Source organism: Streptomyces sp. NPDC006193 (genome assembly GCF_040613915.1).
In the GTDB taxonomy this organism is placed as follows: domain Bacteria; phylum Actinomycetota; class Actinomycetes; order Streptomycetales; family Streptomycetaceae; genus Streptomyces.
This window is the reverse complement of record NZ_JBEXTB010000005.1, coordinates 178289-202834: the sequence shown is the minus strand read 5'-3', so window position 1 is coordinate 202834 and position 24546 is coordinate 178289. Positions and strand designations below refer to the sequence as shown.

The window sequence follows — 24546 nt, the reverse complement described above, 5'->3', positions numbered from 1 at the left end:
ATTCGCGACCCGCCAAGCGCCTTATAAGCGCTTGGCCGCAGGTTCGAGTCCTGCCGGGGGCGCCACCTTCTACCTGTGAAAACGCCGCGAAGGGGATCTTCCCTCCAGGGCGTTTCGCACCTCAGACGGCAACGCTGACGGCAACGAGCCCGTCACTCTTCGGCCAGCAGGCTCCCCAGCCGGTCCAGTGCCGCCCGCTTCTCGGTCGTATCGGCGTGCGCGTAGATGTTCATGCTCACGTCCAGCGCGCTGTGCCCGACGATGGCCCGGACGATGTGAGGCGGGATACCGAGGCCGAGGAGCAGGGTCACGCAGGTGTGCCGGGGACCGTGGAAGCGGACTTCCAGGCCCCGCCGCTCGCGGATCGGGCACGCCACCACTCCCCGCTTCCACGCGCTCCGCAGCCTGCCCCCCTCGATGCCGGCGCAGCGCGTCGACGTACTCGTTGCCGGGTGTCCTGTTCACGGGAGTTCCGGGCAGTCTCACCTCCGGTACGCCCTGGCGACCTGAGTTAGCCGATGAGTGCAACGAGCCCGTTCACCCAGATCGCGAGGAAGGCAAGGACCGCCACCAGGCATCCGGCTCCTGCGAGGAAGTCGGCGAGGGCCCTTTTCGTGCTGTCGGCCTTCTCGCCAGACGGCAACGTGTCAGAGTCGACGGGGTGTCCCAAGGCATCGGAGCACGCTGTCCGTACTGCTGTCAGTTGCTCTCTGGCGAAGGTGGTTCGAGCAAGCGACTCCGGGCCCTGCCAGGCAAGTGCCCGCATGCGCTGCGGGGCCGTGTGGTATCTCGCTTCGAAGGCGGAGGTCTCAGCCGCGTCCCGGTCCTGTTCGAGGTACATCCACCGGCCCGCTTCTGATCGCCATCCAGGTGCGCCGCGGTGCCGGGGTGCTGGGCTACGACCCCGATCACCTCACCGACCAACAGCGCAACGTGATGGAACAGCCCCTGCAGGACCGCGCACAGAACATCTTCATCGCCTCTGAATACCTGGCCCAGTTGAAGGCTGAGAGCAAGTTCGCCGATGTGCCCGCCGAGGAGATGACAGCGGTGCATTATCGGGAACTCGCCTCTTGCTACAACGGCGGCCCGTACTGGCAGAGGACGCCCAAGCCTACGGACAAGGGTTTATGGAACAACCTAAACGCGTGGACGACGACCGCGGCTGCCTCCGCCTCGTTTTCGCCGTGCCACTCTTCCTGCTCACCGTCATCGCTGCGTACTTCTGCTGGACGGCACTCACCATCCGCCCGTCGGGGCCCTGGGACGACGACGCATACGCAGGCATCGTCCTGTCGTGCATCCTCACCATCGGGGCGGCCGGTGCCGCGGCGGTGTTGTGGGTGCTGCCGCCTGTGCGAAGGGTTGTCCGCTGGTGGTGCGTAGGGCTGGCCCTGATGCTCGCAGTTGTCGCCTCGGTGCGGTGGGGGATAAGCGGCTGATCACCCTGCGACACGGATCGCACCCGATTGCGCAGTTCAGTAATAGCCCTGCGGGCGTTCAGCGCCGCAGCTTTCCAAGCTGAGTCCACCAGAGCGAGCAATAGGGGAGGCCGGTCGACGGCCGGCCCGACCACGGCGTTTGCCGCTGCGGCACCCACCATGCCCAGGACGCCCTAGAAGCAAGCACCGCGCTCCTCCCGGAGACGTACGACTACGCGGGCGCAGGCGTCCGTCGGGCTCGGTTTTGGTGGTGTAGCGGCGCAGGCGTCGCTCATACGCAGAGCACGAGCACCATCACGGCGTGGTCGCCTATAGGCGGACCGCCCCAAGCGGGGTAGCGATCACTTGAAGATGAAGTCCGCACACGCAACGATTGCCGAGATCACTCCGACAGCCACCCCCAGCGATGCAGACATCTGCTGCCGGTCTTGCAGCAGCGCTGTCCGCGGTCCCTGGTCTCCGTCCCCCGATCCGCGCAGCGCCTTCAGCCCCTGCCACTTGTGCTCCCGGATCCAGCAGCCGCGCAGTAGCCCCTGCGCGTTGTTGCGGCACCTGCCTTGCCGCCCCAATGCGATGCAGCGCAGTGGTGCTTGGAGCAGGAAGTAGAGAACGGCCACAGCCGTTACCAGGAGGAACACCCCGGGTCCGATGACGTCAGCGGCCCAAGCCAGCATGCCCGCCACCAGGAGCGCTACGCCCCATCGCTTCTTCAGGAACTCGGCAAGTCCACCCATACCGCCGGACGGTAGGGCATCTGTCTCTACGGCGGTAGAGCACCAAGTTGCCTGCGGCAACAGTGTCGTGGTCAGCACAAGCGGACCTGAACTCGAGCGACGGCTTCGCCGAGATAGGGACGCGCAATACTGCTCGCTCTGTGCAGCATTTGGGTCGTCGTCGAGGCGCGGGGAAGCGCGGCCTTGCGGGCGATGCTTCTCGTCTGACGGGAACGGTCCGGTCTTGTTGGCCGTGGCCCCTGCGGTGTCCGGAGGCGCTGTGCGGATCAGGGGGGTCGGTTATCGGTCGACAGCGGCTCGTGACGGTGCCAGACCAGGTACCGGTCCTCCCGGCGCAGTTCCGCGGAACCCCACTCGATGCGCATGACGCCCTTCTCCATGGAGCAGGCGTAGGCGACGAGGACGAGTTGCACGTCCTCGGGGAGAAGCTCCAGATCCGGGTGTACCTCGGAGTCGTCGAGTTCACCCCAGTCCAGGTCGAACGCCTGTTGTCTGGGAGGCGGGCCGTGGCGGCGGATCAGGTCTGCTCTGAAGCCCGTGGCCCGGCGCAGACGTGCCTCCGTGACGGGCACGTCCTTCTTCGCGTAGCGGAGGGGGTAGAGCAAGCGGCCGCGAACAATCATCATCGTGCGTCCTTGCAGCCGTACGGCTTCCCCGAGCCCGGCCATGCCAGCGGCCAGTTCTTCGTACTGCACGGCATAGAGGCCATGTCCGTAGGCCTCGAGGGTCTGGGTGTGGACGCCCTCGTGCCCGGTGCGGGCCCGCTCATGAGCGCGGACGAGGCAGGCCGGGATGATGTCCGCGAGTTCACCGGCGATGTCCCCGAACGTCTCCCGTGCCCATGGACCGGCTGAACCCACGACGTACCGTCCTTCCCCTGGGCCTGGAGCACAGCGCCGAACAGCATCCATCCCACCGTGCTGCACCCAGGCGTGTCCCACAAGGTGGCAGTCAGCGCGCGAAGGGAGCACACAGCACCCCGCACCTGCCGCCGGCCGGCCCTGATCCGCTGCACCAACGAGTGAGCGGGTCTGCGGGCGGGCGTGGAGCGCAGCGCGAAGGGCGGCGCCCCTGGTGGGGTGCCGCCCTCGGTGTGCGGAGCGTGCGCGGATCAGGCGTTGCTGAAGGCGTCGCGCAGGCGCAGCTCGTTGAAGCCGTTGCCGTCGTAGTCGTCCGAGTACGTCAGCGCGAGCCGGCCGGTCGGGGCCAGGGTCACGGCGGGGCCGCCCTGGCCGCCGCCGGTCACCACGTTCATCCGGTAGGCGGGGAGCCGGCCGGTCGTCGTGCCGTCCGCGTTGAAGCCGCGGGCCCAGACGTCGTCCTCGCCCGCGTACACGGTGCCGCCGATGTTCACGTCGAAGGCCTCCTTCCACGCGACCACGAAGCTGCCGTCGTCGGCGACCGCGACGTCGGCGGTGTCCTGGTCGGAGATCGGCCGCTGGCTGTCGACGTACGGGCCGCTGTCGGTGCCGTCCTCGGTGGCCCGCTGCTCGGCCGCCGCCGCGCTGCCGGCCGCCGAGAAGACCCGGTGGTAGATCCGCTGCGGCCGCACCGGCGTGCCGGTGCCGGTGGTGTACTCGTCGGTCCACGCCACGACGAACCGGCCGTCGCCCGTGGACGCCACCGCGGGAACCGTCTGCTGCCCGTCGGTGAGGGAGTTGGCCGTCTTGCGGGCCACGGCGAAGCCGCCCGAGGTGTTGAGCTTGGCGAGGCCGATGTTGAGGCCGCCGTTGCCGTCCGCGTCCTCCTCCCAGACGATCACGGTGTTGCCGGCGTCGTCGATCGCCGCGTCGGGGCGCCGGTTCGATCCGGCCGCGCCCGCGTTGATCGTGCTGACCTGGACGTCCTGGTAGCGCAGCGTCCCGGTGCCGGACCAGCTGCTGGCGTAGATCTGGTTGAGCGTGGAGCCGTCGGCCGTGCTCTCCCAGGCCACCGTGTAGGAGCCGTCGCCGGCCACCGCGACCGTCGGACGCAGCTGGTCCCCGTTGCCGGAGGCGTGCGGGCGGGGCAGCGGGGTCACCGTGCCGTCCGGGGCCACCTTGACCACGGCGAGGTCGGCGAACTTGTTGCCGTCGTCGTCCTTGGCCCACACGACGATCGCGTTGCCCTGGTCGTCCACGCCGACGTCGGGCTTCTGGTGCGACCAGGTGGTGGTGCCGGCGGGCCCGCTGTTGCTGAGCAGCTTCTCGTTCCAGAGCGCGACGCCGTCCTTGTACATGCGGATGTACACGTCGGTGCCCAGCTCGGTGTCCGAGGAGTCGTGCCGGTCGCCCTGCTCGTACACCACCGCGGTGTAGACGGACGAGGTGCCGCCGGAGGCGACGGCGCTGTAGTGCTGGTCACCGTCGGCCTGCACGTTGACCCGCGAGTAGTGCTGGGACGTCGAGCCGTACTTCGAGGCGTTGATGTCGACCGCGCCCGCGCGCACCTTGTCGAAGTTGGCGACGTAGGCCTGGTAGACCGCCGGGTCGTCGATGCGCAGCAGCGTCTCGTCGTTCGTCTTCAGCGAGCCCGCGGTCCAGTTGTGGGAACCGGTGTACACGTGCCGGACCTTGGTGCCGTCGGCCTTGGTCCACTCCGTGAGCAGGTACTTGGAGTGGGTGGTGCCGTGGTTGCAGGAGGCGGTCGCCGAGGACTTGTAGCGGCATCCGCCGGGGCGGTTGCCGTAGGCCGCGATGTCCAGGGCGGTCAGGTCGTTGACGCCCTTGTTGCCGCCGCCGTTGCTGAAGTCGCGGACGTTGGCGTCGACGCTGCAGCCCTGGGACCGCTTCTCCTGCAGGGCGTCGTAGACAGCCGGGCGGGTGGTGCGCTGGTCGAGCTCCGCCGCCGAGATCCTGATCTTCCCGTCGATCGAGCAGTCGACCTTCTCGATGAACGAGGCGAGGATGTCGGCGTTGCCGTAGTGCGTGGCGTCCGAGGCGGTGTCGCGGGGGAAGAAGAACGCCTCGACGGGGGAGCTCGGGTCCCCGGTGGTGTAGTCGTACGTCGTGTGCAGGCTGTCGGAGGCGTGCTTGACCTGGTCGTTGAAGTGCGCCCGGTAGCGGGAGGCGAGGGTCGCGTTGTTGGACACGACGACCGCGTTGTTGATCTCGCCGTCCTGGCCGCCCGCGAGGTTCTGCGAGCTCTGCCAGACGACGTTCTTGCGTCCGTCGGTGAGCGCGTCGAACACGATGTACTTGTCGTGGTCGATCGCGTTGGTGTCGTTCGAGCCGTTGCCCAGGCAGCCGCGGGAGCACCAGGTGAGGGTGGAGTTGCCCGTCAGCGTCAGATCGTCCAGGTTGCTGCTGGCCTGGTTCGCCGACTCCGAGATGATGCGCAGCGTGACGCCGCGGCTCTGGGCGGCGGTGAGCTTCGCCAGCAGACCCGGGTGGTTGAACCAGTACATGTCCATGTACAGCGTCGAGTTGGGCGCCGCGAGGTCGATCAGGTCGCCGACCGAGGTGTTGATCGAGGAGTCGTACGTCGTGGGCGTGGGGTAGTTGAACACCGCGGTGTAGTTTCCGGAGACGACGGTCTCCGCCTGAGCGGTGGCCGGAGCGAGCAGTGCCGCTCCGAGCGCGACGGGGGCGGCGAGAGCCGCCATGCGTCGTATCTGTCTGCCCATCTGTTTCCTTTGGTGCTTGGTTACGGGTGAGTTGAGGAACCGTCATCCTATGGCGAGCCCGGTCGGAGCCCTGGTCCGTCCGCTACGGCAGCCGGGCCAGGGCGCGGACCCCGGTCGGCAGCAGGGGCCGGCCGGTGCCGGTGTCCGCGGCGGCGCCCGGGAGGGCGACACCGAGGGTGGTGCCCTGCCTGGCGTACGGCGTCGCGCTCCCCGTCCGTCGGCTCGCCCGGCCAGGCGCCGCGCTCCCCGTCCGTCGGCTCGCCGCGCGGGGGACGACCGCACCGCCCGGCCAGGGTTGCGCTGCCGCTGCCGGGGCACACGGGCGGTGAGAGTGCGCGGAGGTGCACGGATGAGTGCCGGAGAGAAAGTCAAGGCGAAGGCCGAGCAGGTCCTCGGGAGGACCGTGCGGAAGGCGGCCCACGCGGTGCACAAGGAGACCCTCGCGGCGAAGGGCGCCGCCCTGGAAGCGCGGGGCAGGATGAGGGGCGCGAAGGAGACGACCAAGGACTCCTTCAAGTCACCTTGATCGCAGGAAACCGAACCGGATGACCGGGCGCGCCGGGGTTCCGGCGCGCCCGGTCACGCGTCAGCGGCGTCCTTGCCGCCCGCGTCCTCGTCCCCGCTGCCCGGTCCGCCCTCGCTGCCGGGTCCGGCCTCCGGGGCGTCCCGTCCGGCCTCCGGGGCGTCGGGTCCGGCCTCCGGGGTGTCGGGGAAGATGAGGCGCGGCGCCGTGCTGATCATCGTCAGCGATGCCACGCCGATGGCCGTGCGCCCCAGCGTTTCGATGCCGTGCCAGTGGCGCGGGGGTCCGAACACCGACCAGGCGCCCGACACGATGCCGGCGATCAGGACCGCCGGTCCGCTGATCCTGCGTAAGGCGTGACGCACGGGGACCATTCTCGTTCCGCACCCAAGGCAGGGCAACTGTCGGCAGGGTGCGCGGAGTTCCCTCAAGGCCGCGGTGCGCCGACTGCTGGCGGAGGCGGGGGCTTCGGGTGGTGGACCTGGACGCCGTCGCCCGTGCGAGCGGCCTCGCCGTGGCCGACGTGGAGGCCGTCTTCCGGCACCGCGACGATCTGCCGGCCAGCAGCCGTGCGGTGGCTGCCCCGGCGGGCCCTGAACCCACGGCGACGGAAACGCTCACACTCGCCCACCAGGGCGAAACGCTGTCACTCCTGTGAGACGAGAGAGACGGCTGTGACCGGCGGGGCCCGCCGGTCCGGCCCGGTGCGGTTGCCGGTGCTGCCGGCCACTGCTGTTAAAAGGGTGATCCCGGGCTGATCGCCGTGACCAGCCCTGCGCGGCGCCGTTGAACGGGAAGTGCGGCGGCTGGTCCGCCGTCGCGCCATCCGAGCTACAGAAGGAGAACGTGATGTCTCGCATCGCGAAGGCAGCCGCGGTCGCCCTCGGCACCGGTGCCGTGGTGATCAGCGGAGCCGGTCTGGCCCTGGCCGACGCCACCGCCGAGGGCGCGGCCGTCGGTTCCCCCGGCGTCCTGTCCGGCAACGTGATCCAGGTCCCGGTCCACATCCCGGTCAACCTGTGCGGCAACACCATCAACGTCGTGGGCGTGCTGAACCCGGCGTTCGGCAACGCCTGCGTCAACGACGGCGGCAAGGACAAGGACAAGAGCAAGGAAGAGGACAACAAGGGCTCGAACGACAAGGCCCAGGACGGTTACGGCGGCTGAGCCGGTCTCATCCCGAGCGAAGAGCCCCGGCACTCCGAGCGCCGGGGCTCTTCCCGCGTCCGCCGGCCAGGGGCTCACGCGTACCGGTAGATCCGGCTCACGTCCTCCAGCTGGTCGGGGGTCTCGTCCCACGGCGGCAGTTTCTGGTGCCGGGCGACCACCCGCCCGTGCTGTGCGTCACCGGGGCCGGGCGGCTTCGCCGGCAGGTAGCGGTGGCTGCGGTGGGCGCGCTGCCAGCGGTACCACTGCAGGTCCACGAAGGCGTGGTGCAGCCAGAACACCGGGTCGTTGACGGACGCGCCGCCGACCATCGCGCCGCCGACCCAGCGGTGCACCCGGTTGTGGTTGCGCCAGGAGGCGCTGCCCGTGCCACTGCCCCAGCCTTCGAGCTTGTTGCGGAACCCCTTGCGCACGGTCGAGTCCCAGGGCCACGCGTCGTAGACGGGGTCGTCGAGCGCCGCCTTCAGCTCGCTGCGGCTGGGCAGCTGGATCGGGGCGGCGGCGCGGCCCAGGTCCCGGGTGAGGAACCGGCCGTCCGTGATGCCCTCCCGGATGGTCCAGTGGCCCGCCGAGTAGGCGAACGGGCCGGTCATCACCTGCCGGTCGGAGCGCCGCCCGTTGCCGCCGAGCAGGTCCTTGGTCCAGGGCACGGAGGTCGTCGTACGGTCCCGGGTCCAGTCCCAGTACGGCAGCGTCACCGAGGGGTCGACACGGCGCAGCGCACGCTCCATCTCCAGCAGGAACCTGCGGTGCCAGGGCAGGAAGGACGGGGCCATGTGGGCGGTGCGCAGGCCGTGCTCGCCGTCGGCGGTGTAGAAGTCGATGTGCATGCGCACGAACTCGTCGTACTCCCCGCGCCGTTTCAGTTCGAGCAGCGCGTCGACGAACCGCCGGCGCTCGGTGCGGGTGAGGGTGCTGACGTTCTTACGCACGTACGCCATGCCGTCCCCCCGTGTGGTCCGCGTGCCCGGCACGCCCTGCGGGCCCGGGCGCCGGATCGCGCAGCCGCTGGCCGGGACCGATCTGGTCGACGGCCGCCCGGGTCGCCTCCAGCGGCGTCCGGTACGACGTGTAGTGGTCGGCCATGCTCAGCCAGGTGCCGTCGGCCCGGCGCATCAGGTGCAGCGGGCGCCCGTCGACGGTGATCCGCCAGTGGCCGCCGGCCGTGCCGCGGCCCGCGACCGGCACCAGGACGCCCTGGATGCGGCGGCCCCGGTAGCGCTCGTCGAAGGAGTGGCCGTCGGGGTCCCGGGCCGGGGGCGCGGGCCGGGAGGCGGCGACGACGGGGGCCAGCGCCGCGGCGGCCGCGGCGGCCAGCAGCACCCGCGTCACCTCCCTCCGCGACGGCCCGCCCACGCCCGTTCTGTCACCCTGCTGCTCCGCACCGACCGGCACCGCGCCGACACCGACGACCATGGTTCGCTCCTCGTCCGGGTTCAGATGTCCGTACCGGCTAACCGCCGCGGGGGGCGCGGGGTCACCGCCGTAGAGCCGTACGGCGGGTACCGGCGCGTCGCCGAGGTCCGGCGCCCCGCCGGGTGCCGGGGGCGCCGCAGCCGTCGCCGAGGAGGGTGCCGCAGCGGGGACCCGACGGCGGTCCGCCGCTTCGTCAGCCCGTCCAGAAGTCCCACCACCGGGTCAGCACCAGCATGCCGACCACACCGATGTGCAGCAGCGGAAGCACCCAGGTGAACTCGGCGAGGAACGTCCGCAGTCCGCCGGGCGCGGGCAGGAAGCCGTGGCGCACGCAGACCGAGGTCACGTACCAGAACAGGGGGATCGTCGCGACCCAGGCGAGGCAGCACCACAGGCACAGCGCGTCGATCCGGTACAGCGACTCGAACTGCAGCCAGGACACGAACCCCACGCCGAACAGGCAGCCGGCCTCGAACAGCAGCCAGTACCAGCCGGGGAAGCGGGCGCCGGCCAGCAGGCTGACGCCGACGCAGAGCACGATGCCGTAGGCCGCGAGGCCGAGCATCGGGTTGGGGAAGCCGAGCACCGAGGCCTGCTCGCTCTTCATCACACTGCCGCAGGACACCACCGGGTTGAGGCTGCACCCGGGGACGAAGCGCGGGTCCCGCAGCAGCTGGAACTCGTCCAGGGTGATGACCCAGGAGGCGAGCAGCCCGGCCGCCCCCGCGCCCGTGATCAGCAGGGCGGGACCGCGGCCGCCGCCCGCGCGGCCGCGCATCAGGTACGCAGGCTGCGGGCGGGCAGGTAGACGTGCGCGGCGGCGCCCGTGGTCTCCGGGGCGCTCGCGAACGCGGCCAGTTCCGCGCCCTCGACCGGCCGGCGGGGCCCGGTGGTGGGGCAGATGCGCGTGGTGAACATGAAGTAGGCCCAACCGCGTTCCTGGACCGCCCGCAGCCACTCCGCCGGCGGGGTGACCTGGCTGCTGACGTTCGGCATCTGCAGGACGATCTGCCCGGCGACGACCAGCATGCTGACCTTCAGGCTCGGCCGGGTGGTGCCGTCGACGGGCGCGCCGCCGGCGGGCAGCCCCATGTCCTTGAGGAGCCGCTCGGCCGCGGCGGACGCGGCCTGGGGGCCCTCGGGACCGTCGCCCAAAGAGCAGGCGAGGAGGCAGGGGGTGCTGCCGCCGCCCACCTCGTTCGGGGCCAGCCAGGCGAGCAGGGCGAGCGTGCCGAGGTCGGAGGCGCGGAAGGGGCGGGCTTCGCTGGATACTGAGGTCACCGCGCGACCATACCGACGGGCCGTGGCCCGGCCCGGCGGCCTCTCACCCGTTCGGAGCAGTGCCCAGGGACGCTCCACACGATCGGGGGACGCGGCCCCGACAGGCCGAGGGCCGGCACCGCGGGTGCGGTACCGGCCCGGGGCGGGGAGGGGGTCAGTGCTGCAGGGGCAGGCCGCCGAGCAGCCGCCGCTTGTTGAGGTCGGTGGTGGCGCCCTTGACGGTGCCCAGCACCGAGTTCTTGTTCTCGGTGTCGAGCGCGTTGGACTGCTGCTTCACCGGCAGCAGGTCGTCCACGGTGGGCGGGTGCTCGGCCACGTGGGAGAGCGCGCCGTTGACACTCATGGGCGGCAGGTGGTGGGCGTCGTAGGCGAACGCGGGCGCGGCGACGCCGGCAAGGGCCACGGAACCGGCGACAACGGCGGCAGCCTTCAGGGACTTCATCGTGTTCCTTTCCTCGGCAACTCACGTCGCCCCAGGAGAATTGTGACGCCCTGTCCAACGAGTGCCGGCCGGGACGGAAACCCCGTGCGGAGAAGACATATGAGATTCCCGTGGCCCTGCCGCGGCCTGCCGCGTCAGCCGGTCGTGGGCAGGGCGGGAGCCGAGGGCAGGACGGGCAGCGAGGGCAGGGCGGGCAGCGAGGGCAGGGCGGGCAGCGAGGGCAGCAGGACCACGCCGGAGGCGGGCAGGTCGGTGCCGAGGGGGGTCGTCCCGAGCAGGTCGGCCAGGCCGGACACCACGTCGGTGGCGGACTCCAGCAGCTCGTCGAGGCCGTCGGTGACCGCGTTCACCAGATCGTCGATCGCCCTCTCCAGGGCGGCGAGGGCGTCGTCCAGGACGTCACGGGACGAGGGCGCCTTGCCGTGGTGCAGGTGTCTCGGGGCCGCCGGGGCGGCGGGGGCCGGCAGGACGGACGGCCGGGCGGGCGCGGACGGGACCGCGGGCGACGCGGACGCGGCGGGCGACGCGGGCCGCGCCGGGGACACGGCGGCCGAGGGCGACGCGGGCCTTGCGGGCGACGGCTTGGCGGCGGGGGCGGGGGACGCGGACGCGGCGGGGGACGCGGGGGCGGCGGGCGACGCGGGGGCGGCGGGCGACGCGGGCTTCGCCTGCGCCGTGGGCGTGGCCGGTGCGACCGGGGCCGGGTCCGCCGCGGCCCGGGCGACGGCCTGCTTGGCCGCGTCGCCCAGCCTTCTGGCCTCGCCGGCGGTGAGCCGGCCCTCGCGCAGCGACCGGTCGAGCAGGACGACGACCGGATCGAGGACGGAGCCGGTGACGCCGAGGGCTCTCACCCGGGCGAGCAGCTTCTCCCGCTCCGCCGCCGGAACGGGCGCCCGGGACGCTGCGCGGCCGTGGTCTTGGGCCGGGTCGGCGGCGACGGCGGCCGGGCCGGTGACGGCGACCAGGACGGCCGCGCAGCAGACGGTGGACGCCAGACGCCGGGCGGGCAGATCACGCATGGGTGTTCCTTTCGGTGCACGGGTGGGGACCTGAGCCCACCGTCAGTTCACCGATCGCTCGCCGCAACCGCTCGTCCGCCTGCTGTGATCCGTCCGGGCGAGCACGGAACCGGCCGTCCGCTGCCTCTGCGCACGCGGACGGCCGGCCGGAAGATCGCGCCTCTCGACGTCAGTCGTTGACGCAGGTGTTCCCGAACGCCGGGTTCAGCAGGGCGATGACGTCGACGGTGTTGCCGCAGACGTTGACCGGCACGTGGATCGGGACCTGGATGACATTGCCCGACGCAACGCCCGGCGAGTGGGCGGCAACGGCGTTCGCGTCCGAGTCGGCGGAGGCCGCACCGGCACCGCCGGCGACGGCCGCGACGGCGGCGGAGGTCAGGACCAGGCCCTTCGCAATACGCGACATGGAGAGGTGCTCCTTGGGATCGACACAACATCCGGGCGGATACCCGGCGCTGTGTCAACGCGCGGCACTGCCGATGGTTGTGCCGCCAGAGGGGTGATTCGCGGCCGGACGTGCCGTCACGGGCCGACACCCATGCCCTGTTTCTCCGAATTATCACGAATTGCCACTAGTGTTGCGAACCTCTCCAGCACGTGCGAAAGGCACCGCCAGCCATGCGCAAGTTCCCGGGTCCGCTGCTGCGTACGACGGCGGGCGCCCTCGCCCCCCTGTCCGCTCCGGCCGTCGTCGCGCGCCCCCGGCGCACACCCGTCGCGCCGAGCGGGCCCGCGCATCCCCCGGACGACGTACGGCGCTCCACGATCATCGGACCGGGCGCCGTACCGGCCTGGCGGGGCCCGGCCTACGCCGACGCGCTCGGCCAGGACCGCGAAGTATTCGATCTCCGTACGCCTCTGCGTCGCGGCGGTGACCAGCCGGGCTTCCGGCTCGTTGCCCACCCGGACGCGGCGAGGACCGGGGCGCTCCTCGCCGCCGTCGACGCCCGGAACTGAGGCGCGTTCACGACCGCAGTCCCCAGCGCCCCTTGAGCGAGGTAACGGCGAATGCACCAGTCAGCACCCGACCTTCGGCCCCGGGTCCTGCACCTCGCGCAACCCGTCGACGGCGGAGTCGCCCGGGTCGTGCTCGACCTGGCGCGGGCCCAGCTCGCGGCAGGTCTGCGGGTCACGGCGGCCTGTCCCGGCGGCGCACTGGCCGCGGGCCTGCGCGACCTGGGCGCCGACGTACGGGACTGGCGGGCGGGCCGGTCCCCGGGGCCCGCTCTGCCGGGCGAGGTACGACGGCTCGGACGCCTGATCGACGAGGTGCGGCCCGCACTGGTGCACGCCCACAGCGCCAAGGCCGGCCTGGCCGCACGGCTCGCCGTCCGCGGGCGCCTCCCCACCGTCTACCAGCCGCACGCCTGGTCCTTCGAGGCGGTCGGCGGACTCACCGCGGCACTCGCCCTGCGCTGGGAGCGCTGGGGGGCGCGCTGGGCGGACCGGGTGGTGTGCGTCAGCGAGGCGGAGCGCACGACAGGGATGCGCGCCGGGGTACGCGCCGCGTACACGGTCATCCCGAACGGCATCGACACCACCCGCTTCGCACCGGCGCCGCCCGACGGCACGACCCCGCCCGACGGCACGACCCCGCCCGCCCCGGCGGGCGCCGCGCACCCCCCGCACGCCGGCCACGGCGGGAAGGCGCCGCCCGCGCCGCCCCCCGCGCGCGACGCCGACGGCGGCCGGGCCGACGGCGGAGCCGGGGCGGCCCCCTTGGTCGTCTGCGTCGGCCGGCTGTGCCGGCAGAAGGGCCAGGACGTCCTGCTGCGCGCCTGGGAGGACGTCCTCGGCGTGCTGCCGCGGGCGCGGCTGGCGCTCGTCGGCGACGGCCCGGACGGCGCGTTGCTGCGCCGTCAGGCGCCTGCCTCCGTGCTGTTCACCGGCGCGGTCGCCGACGTGGTGCCCTGGTACCGGGCCGCCGACCTGGTGGTGCTGCCCTCCCGGTGGGAGGGCATGGCGCTCGCCCCGCTGGAGGCGCTGGGCTGCGGGCGGCCCGTCGTGCTCACCGACGTCGACGGCGCCCGCGAGAGCCTGCCGCCCGCCCTCGCCGCGCGCTGCCTGGTGCCGCCCGAGGACCCCGCGGCGCTGGCCGGCGCGATCGTCGGGCTGCTGACCGATCCGCCGCTGCGCGCGGTGCTCGGCGACCAGGGGCGCCGGCACGTCCTGTCCACGCACGACGTGCGGCACACCGCCGAACAGGTCGCGGCCCTGTACCGCGAACTCCTCGGCGTCCGGCCGTCCGTGCCCTCCGAGTGCAGGGAGTCCATCCACTCGTGACTGCGGAAAGCACCGTCCCCTCCCCCGGCGCGCAGCCATGGGACCACGGATTCTCGCCCCTTTCGGTCCTGCCGGCCCGCGCCGCCGGCGGCTTCCGGTTCCCGCTGCGGCGCCCGCCCGCGCGGCCCGTCTCGCCGCTTCCGCTGCTCGCCGCCGACCTGTTCGCCGCGCTGGCGGGAGCGGTCGCGCTCCACGAGGCCGCCCACCGGCCCGCGCCGGCCGCCGCGCTGGTGGCCGGCGCGCTGCTGCTGCGCCCGCGCCCCGTGCGCCCGGTGCTCGGCGTGCTCGACGAACTGCCCGCGCTGTGCGGGCGGATCGCAATGGTCTGGCTCGGCCTCGCCGGGCTCCTCGCCGCCCACGACCCGGACCGCGCCCTGACCGCGCCCACCCTGCTGTCCGGCTGGGCGCTGCACGCGGCGGCGGCCTGCGCGGGCCGGGGCGCGGTGCACTGGCGGCGCCGGGTGATGCTGGTGCGCCGGCCGCGTACCGCCCTGGTGATCGGCCCGGCCGCGACCGCGCAGCGGGTGGCCGCCGCGCTGCTGCGGCATCCGCGCTGCGGGGTGCGGCCGGTGGGCGTGGTGGCGGAGCACCCGGAGGGCAGCGGCGGGCTGCCGGTGCTCACCACCGGCGACGAGGTCGAACGCGCGCTGATCCAGAACGGGGTGCGCGTCGTCCTCACCGTCCATCCGGCCGTGCGCACCGAGCGGGCGCCGCTGCTGCGGGCGCTCGCCGAGTCCGGCTGCACGGTGTGGGAGGTGGACGCGGCCTGCCCGGGGTACGGGATGCGCGAGCAGCTCGCCGGGTTCGCCGCGCGCCCGCTCGACCTGGGCCCGCGGCGGCGCGGCAGCGCCGGCAAGCGGCTGCTGGACGTGCTGGTGTCGGGAACGCTGCTGGTGCTTCTCAGCCCGGTGCTGCTGGTGTGCGCGGTGGTGCTGCGGCTCACCGACGGGCCCGGGGTGGTCTTCCGGCAGGAGCGCATCGGCAAGGACGGCCGCCCGTTCACGCTGCTGAAGTTCCGCACCCACCGTCCGGTCGACGAGCACGAGGCGGCCACCCGGTGGAGCGTGGCCGGCGAGCGCAGGATGAGCCCCTTCTGCCGGTTCCTGCGGCAGACCTCGCTGGACGAGCTGCTCCAGCTCTGGAACGTGCTGTGCGGGGACATGAGCCTGGTCGGACCGCGCCCCGAACGGCCGTACTTCGTCACCCAGTTCAGCCAGACCTACCCCGGTTACGCGGCCCGCCACCGCATGCAGACCGGCATCACCGGGCTCGCCCAGGTCAACGGGCTGCGCGGCGACACCTCCATCGAGGACCGGGCCCGCTTCGACAACGCCTACATCGACAACTGGTCGCTGTGGCAGGACGTCTGCATCCTGCTGCGCACCGCGGCCGCCCTCGTGCGGCCCACGGGGAGCTGACCGATGGCCCTCGCCCTGCCGCTGCGCCGCCCCGAGCGGCTCTCCCCGGTGCTGCCGGTGGTGGCCGTGGTCGCGCTGCTCGCGCTGCCCGTCGCACCCGGCGACGACGGCGGCGCCGGACCCGCCGACGCGCTGTCCGCGCTGGTGGTCGCCGGCTGCGCGGTACGCCTGCTGCGCACGCGCCGCCGCCCGCTCACCCGGACCGCCGCGCTGGTCCTCGGCCTGCCGGTGGCCGGTGTCGCGGTCGCCACGCTGCACGCCGTCTCCCCCGGCGACGGGATCACCGGCCTGGGCCGGTACCTGCAGGTCTTCGTCCTGGTCCCGGCCGCCGTCCTGCTCCTCGTCCGCGGCCGGGCCGACTTCCGGCTGCTGGCCTGGTCGTTCGTCGCCCTGGCGGGCTGGCAGGGGGCGGTCGGCGTGCACCAGTACCTCACCGGGACCGGCGCCTCCTACCAGGGCGAGAACGTCCGCGCGGTCGGCACCTTCGGCGTGTCGGACGTGATGGGCATGGCGACGGTGGTCGCCTGCGGACTGGTGTGCGCGACGGGTCTGGCGCTCGGCCGGACCGGCGTCCGGGAGCGTACGGTCGCCGTCTGCTGTGCGCTCGCCCTGGCCGTGCCGCTCGCCCTGTCCTTCAGCCGGGGCGCCTGGATCGCCACCGCCGTCACGCTCACCGTCCAGCTGGTGCTGTCCGGGCCGCTCCGCGCGCTGAAGGCCGGGGCGGTCCTCGCCGCCGCGAGCGTGGTGCTGGTGGGCGGGCTCGGCGTGGGCACGACGATGCTGAAGGAGCGGATCGACAGCATCACCCGGGTCACCGACGCGCCCGACCAGTCGGTCACCGACCGGTACACCATGTGGGCGGCGGCCGTCGGCATGTGGCGCGAACGCCCGCTGACCGGCGTCGGTCTGAAGGGCTTCCCCGAGTACCGCGACGGGCACGCCTCGCTCGCGCTGTCCTCGGGCAGCGACACCGAGGGCGCGGGCGCCGCCTTCCGCCGTCAGCCGCTGCTCTCCCCGCACAACATGTACCTGCTGGTGCTGGCCGAGCAGGGGCTGCTCGGGCTGCTCTGCCTGGCGGGCGCCTGGCTCGCCCTGCTGGTGTGCGCGCTGCGCGGCCTGGGGCGGGTCCGCGCGGCCGGCGGCCGGGGGCTGGACTGCGCGCTGGTCGCCTGCGGGCTGCTGGTGTGGCAGCTGGTGGACTTCGCGTACGCCGACATCGGCGGCCCGTCGACGGTGCTCACGGCGGTGTGCTTCGGCCTGGCCGCCTGGTGGGCGCTGGTCGGCGGCGAGCGCACCGCCGTCCCGGCCGGGCGGGGAACGCTCGCGGGGGAGGCGGCCCTGCGATGACGAGTCCCCTGACCGGCATGACCGGCGAGGCGCCGGGACCGGAGGCCGGTGCGGTGCACGAGCCGAGGGCGGTACCGGGACCCGCGGCCGGCCCGGCGACCGGTGCGGCGCGGAGACCGGCGGCGGGCCAGGGCCCGGAGACCGGCTCCGGTGCGGCCACCCTGCCGGTGGCGCGATCGGCCGCACCCGCCGCCCCGGCGCCGGACGGCCCCCCTGCCGGCCCGGCCCTCCCCCGCACCCCGGCGGCCCCCGCCCGCGCGACCGCCCACACCCCGGCACCCTGCCCCACCCGCACGACCGCCCGGACCCCGGTGGGGCCCGACCCCGTCCACGCGGCACCCATCCCCGCCCCGGCGCATTCCGGCCCCACCGACACACCCCCGACTTCGACCACTCCCGACCCCGTCCTCACCGCAGCCGGACCCACACCGCCCACCCGAACCCCAGGCCCCGCCCGCGCGACCGCCCGGACCCCTGCACCCGGCACCGGCCGCACGACCGCCCACACTCCGGCACCCGGCCCCACCCGCGCGACCGCCCGGACCCCGGTGGGGCCCGACCCCGTCCACGCGGCACCCATCCCCGCCCCGATGGGCCCCGACCTCGTCCACCCGACGCCCATCCCCGCCCCCACGCATTCCGGCCCCACCGACACACCCCCGACTTCGACCACCCCCGACCCCGTCCTCACCGCAGCCGGACCCACACCGCCCACCCGAACCCCAGCACCCACCCGCGCGACCGCCCACACCCCGGCACCGGACCCCGCCCGCCTGGCCGCCCACACCCCGATGGGGCCCGAGCCCGTCCACACGGCACCCATCCCCACCCCGGTGGGGCCCGGCACCGGCCGAGCGGCCGCCCATACCCCGATGGGACCCGACCCCGTTCACGCGGCGCCCGCCCCTGCACCGGCGGCCCGCCCGACCCGCGAGGCCGCCCGCACCCCGGTGAATCCCGACCTCACGCACGCGACGCCCGACGCCCACGCGACCCCGGCCCGGACCACTCCGGCGGCCGCTCCTGCCGGCCCGCCCCCCGGCCCCCTCCCGGCGGCGGGTCCGCCTCGGCCGGCCCCCACATCCCCCACTGCGGCGGCTGCCGCCCCGCCGCCCTGCGCGCCCGAGCACGCGCCGCCCACCGGCCGGGGGCTCGCCCGGGCCGCCCTCATCACCGCCGGCCTGTCGGTCGCGGCGGCGCTGCTCGGGCTGGTGCGGGACCAGTCGCTGGCCCGGCTGTTCGGGGCGGGGCAGGACACGGACGCCTTCCTGGTCGCCTGGACCGTGCCGGAGTTCGCGGCCACGCTGCTCATCGAGGACGGGCTGGCGTTCGCGCTGATCCCCACGTTCAGCCGAGCGCTGGCCCGCCGCGCCCAGGGCGCCCCCGGGGATCCGGTGCGGTCCCTCGTGGTGGGCACCCTGCCCCGGCTCGCGCTGGGGTTCGCGGCGGTCGGGGCGCTGCTCGCGCTGGCCGCGCCGCAGTTCGTCGCGGCCCTGGCGCCGGGCCTGCCCGACCCGGCCCTCGCCGCGGACTGCACCCGGGTCACCGCGTCGTGCGTGCTGAGCTTCGGCCTCGCCGGGTACTGCAGCGCGGCCCTGCGGGCCCACCGCCGGTTCCTGGCGCCTGCCGCGATCTACATCGCCTACAACATCGGCATCGTCACGGCGATGTACACCCTCGGCGGCCGCTGGGGGGTGCGGTCGGCCGCGTTCGGGGTCGCGGCGGGCGGCTGCCTGATGGTGCTGGTGCAGGTCCCGTCACTGGTGAGGGAGTTGCGCCGGCGCCGGCCCGGGATCGCGGACGCGAAGGCCGTCGCCGAGGCGCACTCGATGGACCTGACGCTGCTGGCCACCGTGCTGCTGTTCGCGCTGTGCCGGCAGTCGCAGGTGCTCATCGAGCGGTTCCTCGCCTCCGGCCTGCCCTCCGGCGCCATCTCGCACCTGAACTACGCGCAGAAGGTCGCCCAGATCCCGATGACCCTGTCGACGATGCTGTGCACCGTCACCTTCCCGGTGGTGGCGCGGGCGCTGGCCGACGGCGACACCGAGCGGGCCCGCGGCCGGGTGGAGCGGGACCTGGCGCTGGCGGCCTGCCTGGTGCTGCTGGGCACGGCCGCGGTCGTCGCCTGCGCGCCGCAGCTGATCGCGCTGCTGTTCCAGCGGGGCGCGTTCACGGCCGAGGACACCGCGGCGACCGCCGACGTGATGCGGGTCTACGCGGCCGGGCTGCTCGGCCAGACCCTGACCGGCGTCCTGGTCCGCTCCTACTTCTCCGCGGGCCGCGCCGCCTGGTACCCGGTGGCCGCGATGATCGCCGGGGTCGCGGCGACGTCCTGGCTCGGCGCGTGGGCGGCCGGTTCCTGGGGGGTGACCGGGATCGCCGCCGCCAACGCCACCGGCATCACCCTCACGGCCGTCCTGCTGCTCGCCGGGATGCGGCGGCGCAGCGTGCCCATCCGGACCGGCGCCGTGCTGCACGAGCTGACCCGGCCGCTGCGCGCGGCCGCGGTGGCCGCCGTGGCCGGGGCCTTCGTGGCGAGCCTGCCGGTAGCGCCGCTCGCCGGGCTCGCCGCCGGCGGCGCCACCGTCACCGCCGTGTTCGTCCTGCTCTGCTGGGCGCTGGGCGCCCAGGGCTTCGCCCCCGCACTCCGTACCGCACGCACCCTGACCCGGAGGCTCGCCCATGCCGTCTTCCGTTGAGTCCGCGGCGCCCGCCCGGACGCTGCCCTGCGGCCCGGCGCCGTGGATCGCCATGTACCACTCGGTCGGCGACTGCTCCGACGACCCGTACCGCATCACCGTGACCCCCGCCCGGCTGGACGGGCAGCTGCGCTGGCTGCGGGGGCGGGGGCTGCGCGGGGTGTCCGTCGCCGAACTGCTCGCCGCGCGGGCCCGGGGCGAGGGGCGGGACCTGGTGGGTCTCACCTTCGACGACGGGTACGCCGACTTCCTGGACCACGCCCTGCCAGTGCTCACCCGCCTGGACTGCACGGCCACGCTGTTCGTGCTGCCCGGCCGGCTCGGCGGCGACAACGCCTGGGACCCGCTGGGCCCGCGCAAGCCGCTGCTGACCGCCGACGGCATCCGGCGGGCCGCCGCCGCGGGCGTGGAGATCGGCTCGCACGGCCTCAGCCATGTGGATCTGACGCGGGCCGACGACGCCCTGCTGAAGGCCGAGACCGCCGGGAGCCTGGCCGCGCTGGAGGAGCTGACCGGCGCACCGGTCAGGGGTTTCTGCTATCCGTACGGCGCGGTCGACCGGCGCGCCGTACGGGCCGTGCGGGAGGCCGGTTACGGGTACGCCTGCGCCATCGACCCCGGCGGGCTGTCCGGCCCGCACGTCCTGCCGCGCGTGCACGTCGGGCAGAACGACACCGCCGTACGCCTGTTCCTGAAGCACCGGCTGCACCGGCTGCGGCGGCGGCCGGTCGAGGGGCTGCGGTGAGGGTGCTGCACGTCATCACCGGGCTCGGGGTCGGCGGGGCCGAGCAGCAACTGCGGCTGCTGCTGAGGCACCTGCCCGCCGACTGCGAGGTGGTGACGCTGACCGACCCGGGGCCGGTGGCCGAGGGGCTGGCCGCGGACGGGGTGCGGGTGACGCACCTCGGCATGCGGGGCAACCGGGACCTCGGCGCGCTGCCCCGGCTGGCCCGGATCGTCCGGCGCGGCCGGTACGACCTCGTGCACACCCACCTGTACCGGGCCTGTCTGTACGGGCGGCTCGCGGCCCGGCTGGCGGGCGTCCGTGCGGTCGTCGCCACCGAGCACTCCCTCGGCGACTCGCAGATGGAGGGCCGCCCGCTCACCGCGGGGGTCCGCGCGCTGTACCTGCTGGGCGAGCGGCTGGGCCGGTCCACCGTCGCCGTCTCCCCCACGGTCGCCGCGCGGCTCGCCCGCTGGGGTGTGCCCGAGCCGCGCATCGCGGTCGTCCCCAACGGCATCGACCTGACGCGGTTCGCCTTCGACCCGGCGGTCCGCCGGCGCACCCGGTCCCTGCTCGGGCTGCCCGACGACGCGTTCGTCATCGGGGGCGTCGGCCGGCTGGCCCCGGGCAAACGCTTCGACGTCCTGATCGACGCCCTGTCCCTCCTGCCCGGCGACTGCCGGCTGCTGCTGGTCGGCGGCGGCCCGGAGGAGGGCGCGCTGCGGCGGGCCGCGCGGCGGGCGGGCGTCACCGGCCGGGTGGTGTTCGCGGGCGAGCGGCCGTACCTGGCCGGCGACGCGTCCGGGCCCGACCTGCCGGCGCTGACCTCGGCGATGGACGTGCTGGCCGCCCCCTCCCCCGAGGAGGCGTTCGGCCTGGCGGTCGTGGAGGGGCTCGCGGCGGGGCTGCCGGTGCGCTACGCCTCCTGCCCGGCCCTGGAGGACCTGCCGCCCGGCGCCGCCCCGGACGCGCTGCGCGTCCCCTGCGACGCCGGCGCCTACGCCCGCGCGCTCGCCGGGGTGCGCGCCGCCGGGCCGGGCCCGCGCACCGTCCCCGAGGCGGCCCGCCACTACTGCATCACCCGCAGCGCGACCCTGCTCATGGACGTCTACACGGCGGCGCTCGCCCGCACGGTCCCCCCGTCCCGATCCCCTCAGGGAGTCATCCCCTCATGACCGACAACCCCACCCGGCGCCACCGCTTCTTCCGCCTGTTCACCCTGCTCCCGCGCTGGTCGCTGCCGGCGGCCGGCGTCCTCGCGGGCGGGCTGCTCGGCGGCGGGTACGGTGTGCTGCAGACCCCTCAGTACACGGCGACCAGCTATGTCGTCGCCGTCCCCACCGAGGGATCCGACACCGCCACCGCCCTGGGTTTCGCGCAGGCCTACGGCCGGGCCGCGACCCAGCTCGCGGTGCTCGGCGACGCGCAGGTGTGGGCCCGCGTGCCGGTGCGCACCCTGCGCTCCGGTGTGCGCGCCACGACCTCTCCGGACGCGCCGATGGTCGCCGTGTCGGCCACCTCCGCCCGCCCGGCCGTGGCCGCCGACATGGCCAACGCGGTCACCCGCGCGCTCACCCGGCACGCCAACGCCACCAAGGCCGACACGCACGTCCAGCTGCTGCAGTTCTCCCGCGCGGTGAGGCCGGCCGAGCCGTCCTCGCCGTCCGCGGTGGTGACCGGGCTGGTCGGGGCGAGCGCGGGCGGGCTGCTGGGCGCGCTCGCGCTGCTGGTGGGTCCGGGACGCCGGCCGGAGGAGACGGCCGCGGGCCCGGCCTCGGTTCCCGGCCCGGCCGTGGCCGCCGACGCGCGCGGCCAGCTGTGAGCGCCGTCGGCACGGCGTGCGCCGCGCACCCCGTCCTCACCGCTGAACTCGTCACCGACGAGGACGCCTTCGCCGGGCTGGCCCCGGCCTGGGGGCGGCTGTACGGGCGGTGCGCCGCCGCGACCCCGTTCCAGAGCCACGCCTGGCTGCACTCGTGGTGGCTGTCGTACGGCAGGCGCGGCCGGCTCCGGCTGCTGGTGGTGCGCGCGGGCGGTGAACTGGTGGCCGCCGCGCCCCTGATGCTGGTGCGCCGGCCGCTGCCGGCGCTGGTGCCGCTCGGCGGGGCGATCTCCGACTACGCGGACGTGCTGCTGGAGGACGGCGACGACGGCCGGGTGGCCGCCGCGCTCGCCGAGGCGCTGGCGGAGCTGGCCCGCACGGCGCTGGTCGACTTCCGCGAGGTGCGTCCGGGCGGCGCGGTGGAACGGGTCTACGACCGCTGGCGGGGGCCGCGCCGCACGGTGGGCGATTCGCCGTGCCTGGAGCTGCCGGCCGTGTCCATGGAGGGGCTGGTGGCCCGGCTGCCGTCGAACAAGGCGCAGCAGCGGGTGCGGGCCAAGCTCCGCAAGCTGGCCGCGCTGGGCGTGCAGCGGCGGGCGGCCGGGCCCGAGGAGGTGGCGGCGGCGCTCGACCGGCTGCTGGAGCTGCACCGGCTGCAGTGGCAGGGGCGGAAGGTGACCTCCGAGCATCTGCGGCCCCGGTTCCGCGAGCATCTGGTGCGCGCGGTGGGCCCGATGGTCCGGTCCGGGGACGCGGTGGTCACCGAGTTCCGCATCGACGGCGAGGTGGTGGCCGTGGATCTGACGCTGCTCTCGCGCAGCATGGCCGGCGGCTACCTGTACGGCGCCCATCCGGGTCTGCGGGAGCGGAAGGCGGACGTGGCGGTGATGCTGCTGGACGCCTGCGCCGCGTACACCGGCGGCGGCGAGCGCGGCACGCTGAGCCTGCTGCGCGGCGACGAGCCGTACAAGCATCACTGGCGGCCCGAACGGGTCGTGAACAGACGGCTGCTCATGGCTCGGCGTCCCACCGCGCCGCTGCTGACGGCCGCGCTGTGCGACGCGGCCGTCCGGCGGCGGGGCAGGGAGGTGCTGCGCCGGTGGCGGGAACGCGGCCAGGACTAGCGGCGGCTGCGCGACCACCAGTCGAAGCGGACGCAGAGCTTTCCGCCGAGCCAGTACTCGACCCAGTCGCCCAGCTCCATGGGAGAGCAGCCGGCCGGGGGTTTCTCGGTGGGTGTGGGCTTCGGGGTCGGGGTGGGCGTCGGTGTGGGCGCGGGGGCCGGCTGTTCGGTGCGTCCGTACAGGGCCGTCCGGTAGACGCGCGCGGACCGGGGATTGTCCGCGCACTGCCATACGCCGTGCGGGCAGTAGTCGGTCAGGGTGTGGTACAGCGGTTTGTGTTCGTCGAACCATGCGAGCATACGGCGCATGTACTCGGCATTGTCGCCGTTTCGGAAAAGTCCCCATTCCGGGTAGGAAATGGGTTTTCCATGGGCGCGCGCGAAGTCGATGTGCTGTTGGAGGCCGTACGGCTCTTTCACCTGTTCGTCGAAGGACATGCCGCCCGGCTGGTCGTAGGAGTCCATGCCGATGACGTCGACCGTGTCGTCCCCGGGATAGCACTCGGTCCAGGGCACGGCGTCCCGGCCGCGGCTCGGCGTGAAGTCGAACCGGAACTTCTGGCCCGGCACCGAGCGCATGGTGGTGACGATCCTCCTCCAGTACGTCTTCCAGGACTGGGGGTCCGGGCCGCAGCGGTGGGTGTAGGTGGTGCCGTTCATCTCCCAGCCGAGCACGACGACCGTGTCCGGCGCCCCCAGCCGCACCAGCCGTTCGGCCAGGGTCCTGAAGTGACGGTCGAACGCGCCGGCCGCGCCCTGCCGCAGCAGCGCCCGCACCTGCGGGTCGGGGACGTTCTCCTCGTTGCGCTCCTGCATGGGCACGTTGAGGACGAGCATGCGGTCGGCCTTCTCGCGCCGCCAGCGCGCCCACGCGTCCAGGAAGCCGGGCGGTCCCTCGACGTCCCGCCAGCGGCCGCCGGGCAGGTAGGTGTGGGCCACCTTGAGTTCGGTCCCGCCGAGCCAGCGGCTCAGCTCGGCCATGCGCGCGACCCCGAGGGGCCCGGAGTCGAGGAAGGCGCCGAAGGCGGGTGCGGCCCGCGGGGCCGCGGGGGCCTGGGGGGTCTGCGACCCGGTCGCGGGCAGCGGTCCCGTCGGGGTGTCCGGCGCCGCGACCGTGGGCGCGGGCGTGACCGCAGCGGCCGGGGCGGCGGGCGCCGGAGCCGTCCCGGGGGATGCGGGGGCCGTCCCGGCGGATGCGGGGGCCGTGGGGGCGGGTGTCGGGGCCGTGGGGGCGGGTGCGGGAGGACCGGCGGCCCGCACCGCCCCCGCCGCGAACCCGGGACCGGCCGCCAGGGCGACCGACGCGGCGACCGCCGCCGTGACCACGGCCGACCGCCGGCACCGGTCCCGTCGCTGCTGTGGAGCCATGTCCGCTCCTCTCCGCTCGACTGCGTTGTCGCCTCGATATCCCCGTGAGGCGAAGCGTTATTACAGACAGTCATATCGATAGGACCTTCGCCACCGCGGTTACGGCTTTCAGGTGGGCCGCACCCCCGCGC

General features: G+C 74.2%; 27 protein-coding genes. 13 read left to right on the top strand and 14 right to left on the bottom strand.

The annotated features are described in order from the left end of the window. Nucleotides 1–152: 152 nt before the first annotated feature. Nucleotides 153–377 carry a tyrosine-type recombinase/integrase gene (locus ABZ261_RS08040; protein ID WP_356856512.1) on the bottom strand — a complete coding sequence of 75 codons (225 nt, stop codon included), beginning with the start codon at nt 375–377 and terminating at the stop codon, nt 153–155. Nucleotides 378–511: 134 nt separating this feature from the next. Next, nucleotides 512–841 (bottom strand): DUF6584 family protein, encoded by a 330-nt coding sequence (locus tag ABZ261_RS08035; RefSeq protein ID WP_356856510.1) that lies wholly within the window; start codon nt 839–841, stop codon nt 512–514. Nucleotides 842–1148: 307 nt separating this feature from the next. Between ABZ261_RS08035 and ABZ261_RS08030 the strand changes: the two genes are divergently transcribed. Beyond that, on the top strand, nt 1149–1442 hold the full coding sequence (locus tag ABZ261_RS08030) for a hypothetical protein (protein ID WP_356856508.1): 294 nt from the start codon (nt 1149–1151) through the stop codon (nt 1440–1442). A 341-nt stretch (nt 1443–1783) separates the two neighbouring features. On the opposite strand, the gene ABZ261_RS08025 is transcribed toward ABZ261_RS08030, so the two are convergent. From ABZ261_RS08025 to ABZ261_RS08015, 3 genes are all read right to left on the bottom strand, one after another. Then, a complete protein-coding gene (locus ABZ261_RS08025) occupies nt 1784–2176 on the bottom strand; it encodes a hypothetical protein (protein WP_356856506.1) in 393 nt (130 codons plus the stop codon). A gap of 266 nt (nt 2177–2442) precedes the next feature. After that, entirely contained in the window at nt 2443–3036 is a 594-nt protein-coding gene (locus ABZ261_RS08020; protein ID WP_356856504.1) for a hypothetical protein, read from the bottom strand. Between the two features lie 251 nt (nt 3037–3287). Then, nucleotides 3288–5780: a phospholipase D-like domain-containing protein gene (locus tag ABZ261_RS08015; protein WP_356856502.1), complete on the bottom strand. Its 2493-nt coding sequence runs from the start codon at nt 5778–5780 to the stop codon at nt 3288–3290. Between the two features lie 349 nt (nt 5781–6129). Between ABZ261_RS08015 and ABZ261_RS08010 the strand changes: the two genes are divergently transcribed. Continuing rightward, on the top strand, nt 6130–6306 hold the full coding sequence (locus ABZ261_RS08010) for a hypothetical protein (RefSeq protein ID WP_356856500.1): 177 nt from the start codon (nt 6130–6132) through the stop codon (nt 6304–6306). A 53-nt stretch (nt 6307–6359) separates the two neighbouring features. Here the strand turns inward: ABZ261_RS08010 and ABZ261_RS08005 are convergent, their stop codons facing one another. Continuing rightward, nucleotides 6360–6668: a hypothetical protein gene (locus tag ABZ261_RS08005; RefSeq protein ID WP_356856498.1), complete on the bottom strand. Its 309-nt coding sequence runs from the start codon at nt 6666–6668 to the stop codon at nt 6360–6362. A gap of 107 nt (nt 6669–6775) precedes the next feature. On the opposite strand from ABZ261_RS08005, the gene ABZ261_RS08000 reads away from it, so the two are divergent. Both ABZ261_RS08000 and ABZ261_RS07995 read left to right on the top strand, forming a co-directional pair. Further along, complete coding sequence (locus ABZ261_RS08000) at nt 6776–6961, top strand: hypothetical protein (RefSeq protein WP_356856496.1); 186 nt, start codon at nt 6776–6778, stop codon at nt 6959–6961. Nucleotides 6962–7152: 191 nt separating this feature from the next. Beyond that, nucleotides 7153–7470, top strand: a complete 318-nt coding sequence (locus ABZ261_RS07995) for a chaplin (RefSeq protein WP_356856494.1) — start codon at nt 7153–7155, stop codon at nt 7468–7470. A gap of 74 nt (nt 7471–7544) precedes the next feature. Here ABZ261_RS07995 and ABZ261_RS07990 read toward each other — a convergent pair whose 3' ends face one another. The 7 genes from ABZ261_RS07990 to ABZ261_RS07960 form a co-directional block, all read right to left on the bottom strand. Further along, nucleotides 7545–8411 (bottom strand): tyrosinase family protein, encoded by an 867-nt coding sequence (locus ABZ261_RS07990; protein ID WP_356856492.1) that lies wholly within the window; start codon nt 8409–8411, stop codon nt 7545–7547. After that, nucleotides 8395–8886, bottom strand: a complete 492-nt coding sequence (locus ABZ261_RS07985; protein WP_356856490.1) for a tyrosinase family oxidase copper chaperone — start codon at nt 8884–8886, stop codon at nt 8395–8397. The genes ABZ261_RS07990 and ABZ261_RS07985 overlap by 17 nt, the downstream gene beginning before the upstream one ends. Nucleotides 8887–9079: 193 nt before the next feature. Continuing rightward, nucleotides 9080–9664, bottom strand: a complete 585-nt coding sequence (locus tag ABZ261_RS07980; protein WP_356856488.1) for a vitamin K epoxide reductase family protein — start codon at nt 9662–9664, stop codon at nt 9080–9082. After that, on the bottom strand, nt 9664–10167 hold the full coding sequence (locus ABZ261_RS07975; protein ID WP_356856486.1) for a DUF5949 family protein: 504 nt from the start codon (nt 10165–10167) through the stop codon (nt 9664–9666). The genes ABZ261_RS07980 and ABZ261_RS07975 overlap by 1 nt, the downstream gene beginning before the upstream one ends. A 154-nt stretch (nt 10168–10321) precedes the next feature. Further along, on the bottom strand, nt 10322–10609 hold the full coding sequence (locus ABZ261_RS07970) for a hypothetical protein (protein ID WP_356856484.1): 288 nt from the start codon (nt 10607–10609) through the stop codon (nt 10322–10324). Between the two features lie 134 nt (nt 10610–10743). Beyond that, the gene (locus tag ABZ261_RS07965; protein ID WP_356856483.1) at nt 10744–11628 is read right to left on the bottom strand and encodes a hypothetical protein; all 885 of its coding nucleotides are present in this window, start codon (nt 11626–11628) and stop codon (nt 10744–10746) included. A 169-nt stretch (nt 11629–11797) separates the two neighbouring features. Next, entirely contained in the window at nt 11798–12037 is a 240-nt protein-coding gene (locus ABZ261_RS07960; protein WP_356856481.1) for a chaplin, read from the bottom strand. Between the two features lie 212 nt (nt 12038–12249). On the opposite strand from ABZ261_RS07960, the gene ABZ261_RS07955 reads away from it, so the two are divergent. The 9 genes from ABZ261_RS07955 to ABZ261_RS07915 all read left to right on the top strand — a co-directional run bounded on the left by ABZ261_RS07955 (nt 12250) and on the right by ABZ261_RS07915 (nt 23048). Further along, nucleotides 12250–12588 carry a hypothetical protein gene (locus tag ABZ261_RS07955; protein ID WP_356856479.1) on the top strand — a complete coding sequence of 113 codons (339 nt, stop codon included), beginning with the start codon at nt 12250–12252 and terminating at the stop codon, nt 12586–12588. 51 nt (nt 12589–12639) lie between these two features. Further along, nucleotides 12640–13914 carry a glycosyltransferase gene (locus ABZ261_RS07950; protein WP_356856477.1) on the top strand — a complete coding sequence of 425 codons (1275 nt, stop codon included), beginning with the start codon at nt 12640–12642 and terminating at the stop codon, nt 13912–13914. Beyond that, on the top strand, nt 13911–15332 hold the full coding sequence (locus ABZ261_RS07945) for an exopolysaccharide biosynthesis polyprenyl glycosylphosphotransferase (RefSeq protein WP_356856475.1): 1422 nt from the start codon (nt 13911–13913) through the stop codon (nt 15330–15332). Before ABZ261_RS07950 ends, ABZ261_RS07945 begins: the two co-directional genes overlap by 4 nt. Nucleotides 15333–15335: 3 nt before the next feature. Then, nucleotides 15336–16679: an O-antigen ligase family protein gene (locus ABZ261_RS07940; RefSeq protein ID WP_356856473.1), complete on the top strand. Its 1344-nt coding sequence runs from the start codon at nt 15336–15338 to the stop codon at nt 16677–16679. Nucleotides 16680–17629: 950 nt separating this feature from the next. After that, nucleotides 17630–19378 carry a lipid II flippase MurJ gene (locus ABZ261_RS07935; RefSeq protein ID WP_356856695.1) on the top strand — a complete coding sequence of 583 codons (1749 nt, stop codon included), beginning with the start codon at nt 17630–17632 and terminating at the stop codon, nt 19376–19378. Then, on the top strand, nt 19362–20123 hold the full coding sequence (locus ABZ261_RS07930) for a polysaccharide deacetylase family protein (RefSeq protein WP_356856471.1): 762 nt from the start codon (nt 19362–19364) through the stop codon (nt 20121–20123). Before ABZ261_RS07935 ends, ABZ261_RS07930 begins: the two co-directional genes overlap by 17 nt. Beyond that, nucleotides 20120–21277 carry a glycosyltransferase gene (locus ABZ261_RS07925; RefSeq protein ID WP_356856469.1) on the top strand — a complete coding sequence of 386 codons (1158 nt, stop codon included), beginning with the start codon at nt 20120–20122 and terminating at the stop codon, nt 21275–21277. The genes ABZ261_RS07930 and ABZ261_RS07925 overlap by 4 nt, the downstream gene beginning before the upstream one ends. Beyond that, nucleotides 21274–21924, top strand: a complete 651-nt coding sequence (locus ABZ261_RS07920) for a lipopolysaccharide biosynthesis protein (RefSeq protein ID WP_356856467.1) — start codon at nt 21274–21276, stop codon at nt 21922–21924. The genes ABZ261_RS07925 and ABZ261_RS07920 overlap by 4 nt, the downstream gene beginning before the upstream one ends. Continuing rightward, nucleotides 21921–23048 (top strand): GNAT family N-acetyltransferase, encoded by a 1128-nt coding sequence (locus ABZ261_RS07915; RefSeq protein WP_356856465.1) that lies wholly within the window; start codon nt 21921–21923, stop codon nt 23046–23048. Before ABZ261_RS07920 ends, ABZ261_RS07915 begins: the two co-directional genes overlap by 4 nt. On the opposite strand, the gene ABZ261_RS07910 is transcribed toward ABZ261_RS07915, so the two are convergent. Beyond that, complete coding sequence (locus ABZ261_RS07910; RefSeq protein WP_356856463.1) at nt 23045–24415, bottom strand: glycosyl hydrolase; 1371 nt, start codon at nt 24413–24415, stop codon at nt 23045–23047. The two genes, ABZ261_RS07915 and ABZ261_RS07910, sit on opposite strands and share 4 nt — an antisense overlap. Nucleotides 24416–24546 lie beyond the last annotated feature (131 nt).

What these genes read in the sequence shown, in the direction of transcription:
- ABZ261_RS08035 (WP_356856510.1), bottom strand. Translation starts at nt 841, where the DNA reads ATGTACCTCGAACAGGACCGGGACGCGGCTGAGACCTCCGCCTTCGAA.
- ABZ261_RS08025 (WP_356856506.1), bottom strand. Translation starts at nt 2,176, where the DNA reads ATGGGTGGACTTGCCGAGTTCCTGAAGAAGCGATGGGGCGTAGCGCTC.
- ABZ261_RS08015 (WP_356856502.1), bottom strand. Translation starts at nt 5,780, where the DNA reads ATGGGCAGACAGATACGACGCATGGCGGCTCTCGCCGCCCCCGTCGCG.
- ABZ261_RS08010 (WP_356856500.1), top strand. Translation starts at nt 6,130, where the DNA reads ATGAGTGCCGGAGAGAAAGTCAAGGCGAAGGCCGAGCAGGTCCTCGGG.
- ABZ261_RS07995 (WP_356856494.1), top strand. Translation starts at nt 7,153, where the DNA reads ATGTCTCGCATCGCGAAGGCAGCCGCGGTCGCCCTCGGCACCGGTGCC.
- ABZ261_RS07990 (WP_356856492.1), bottom strand. Translation starts at nt 8,411, where the DNA reads ATGGCGTACGTGCGTAAGAACGTCAGCACCCTCACCCGCACCGAGCGC.
- ABZ261_RS07985 (WP_356856490.1), bottom strand. Translation starts at nt 8,886, where the DNA reads ATGGTCGTCGGTGTCGGCGCGGTGCCGGTCGGTGCGGAGCAGCAGGGT.
- ABZ261_RS07980 (WP_356856488.1), bottom strand. Translation starts at nt 9,664, where the DNA reads ATGCGCGGCCGCGCGGGCGGCGGCCGCGGTCCCGCCCTGCTGATCACG.
- ABZ261_RS07970 (WP_356856484.1), bottom strand. Translation starts at nt 10,609, where the DNA reads ATGAAGTCCCTGAAGGCTGCCGCCGTTGTCGCCGGTTCCGTGGCCCTT.
- ABZ261_RS07965 (WP_356856483.1), bottom strand. Translation starts at nt 11,628, where the DNA reads ATGCGTGATCTGCCCGCCCGGCGTCTGGCGTCCACCGTCTGCTGCGCG.
- ABZ261_RS07960 (WP_356856481.1), bottom strand. Translation starts at nt 12,037, where the DNA reads ATGTCGCGTATTGCGAAGGGCCTGGTCCTGACCTCCGCCGCCGTCGCG.
- ABZ261_RS07955 (WP_356856479.1), top strand. Translation starts at nt 12,250, where the DNA reads ATGCGCAAGTTCCCGGGTCCGCTGCTGCGTACGACGGCGGGCGCCCTC.
- ABZ261_RS07950 (WP_356856477.1), top strand. Translation starts at nt 12,640, where the DNA reads ATGCACCAGTCAGCACCCGACCTTCGGCCCCGGGTCCTGCACCTCGCG.
- ABZ261_RS07940 (WP_356856473.1), top strand. Translation starts at nt 15,336, where the DNA reads ATGGCCCTCGCCCTGCCGCTGCGCCGCCCCGAGCGGCTCTCCCCGGTG.
- ABZ261_RS07930 (WP_356856471.1), top strand. Translation starts at nt 19,362, where the DNA reads ATGCCGTCTTCCGTTGAGTCCGCGGCGCCCGCCCGGACGCTGCCCTGC.
- ABZ261_RS07920 (WP_356856467.1), top strand. Translation starts at nt 21,274, where the DNA reads ATGACCGACAACCCCACCCGGCGCCACCGCTTCTTCCGCCTGTTCACC.
- ABZ261_RS07910 (WP_356856463.1), bottom strand. Translation starts at nt 24,415, where the DNA reads ATGGCTCCACAGCAGCGACGGGACCGGTGCCGGCGGTCGGCCGTGGTC.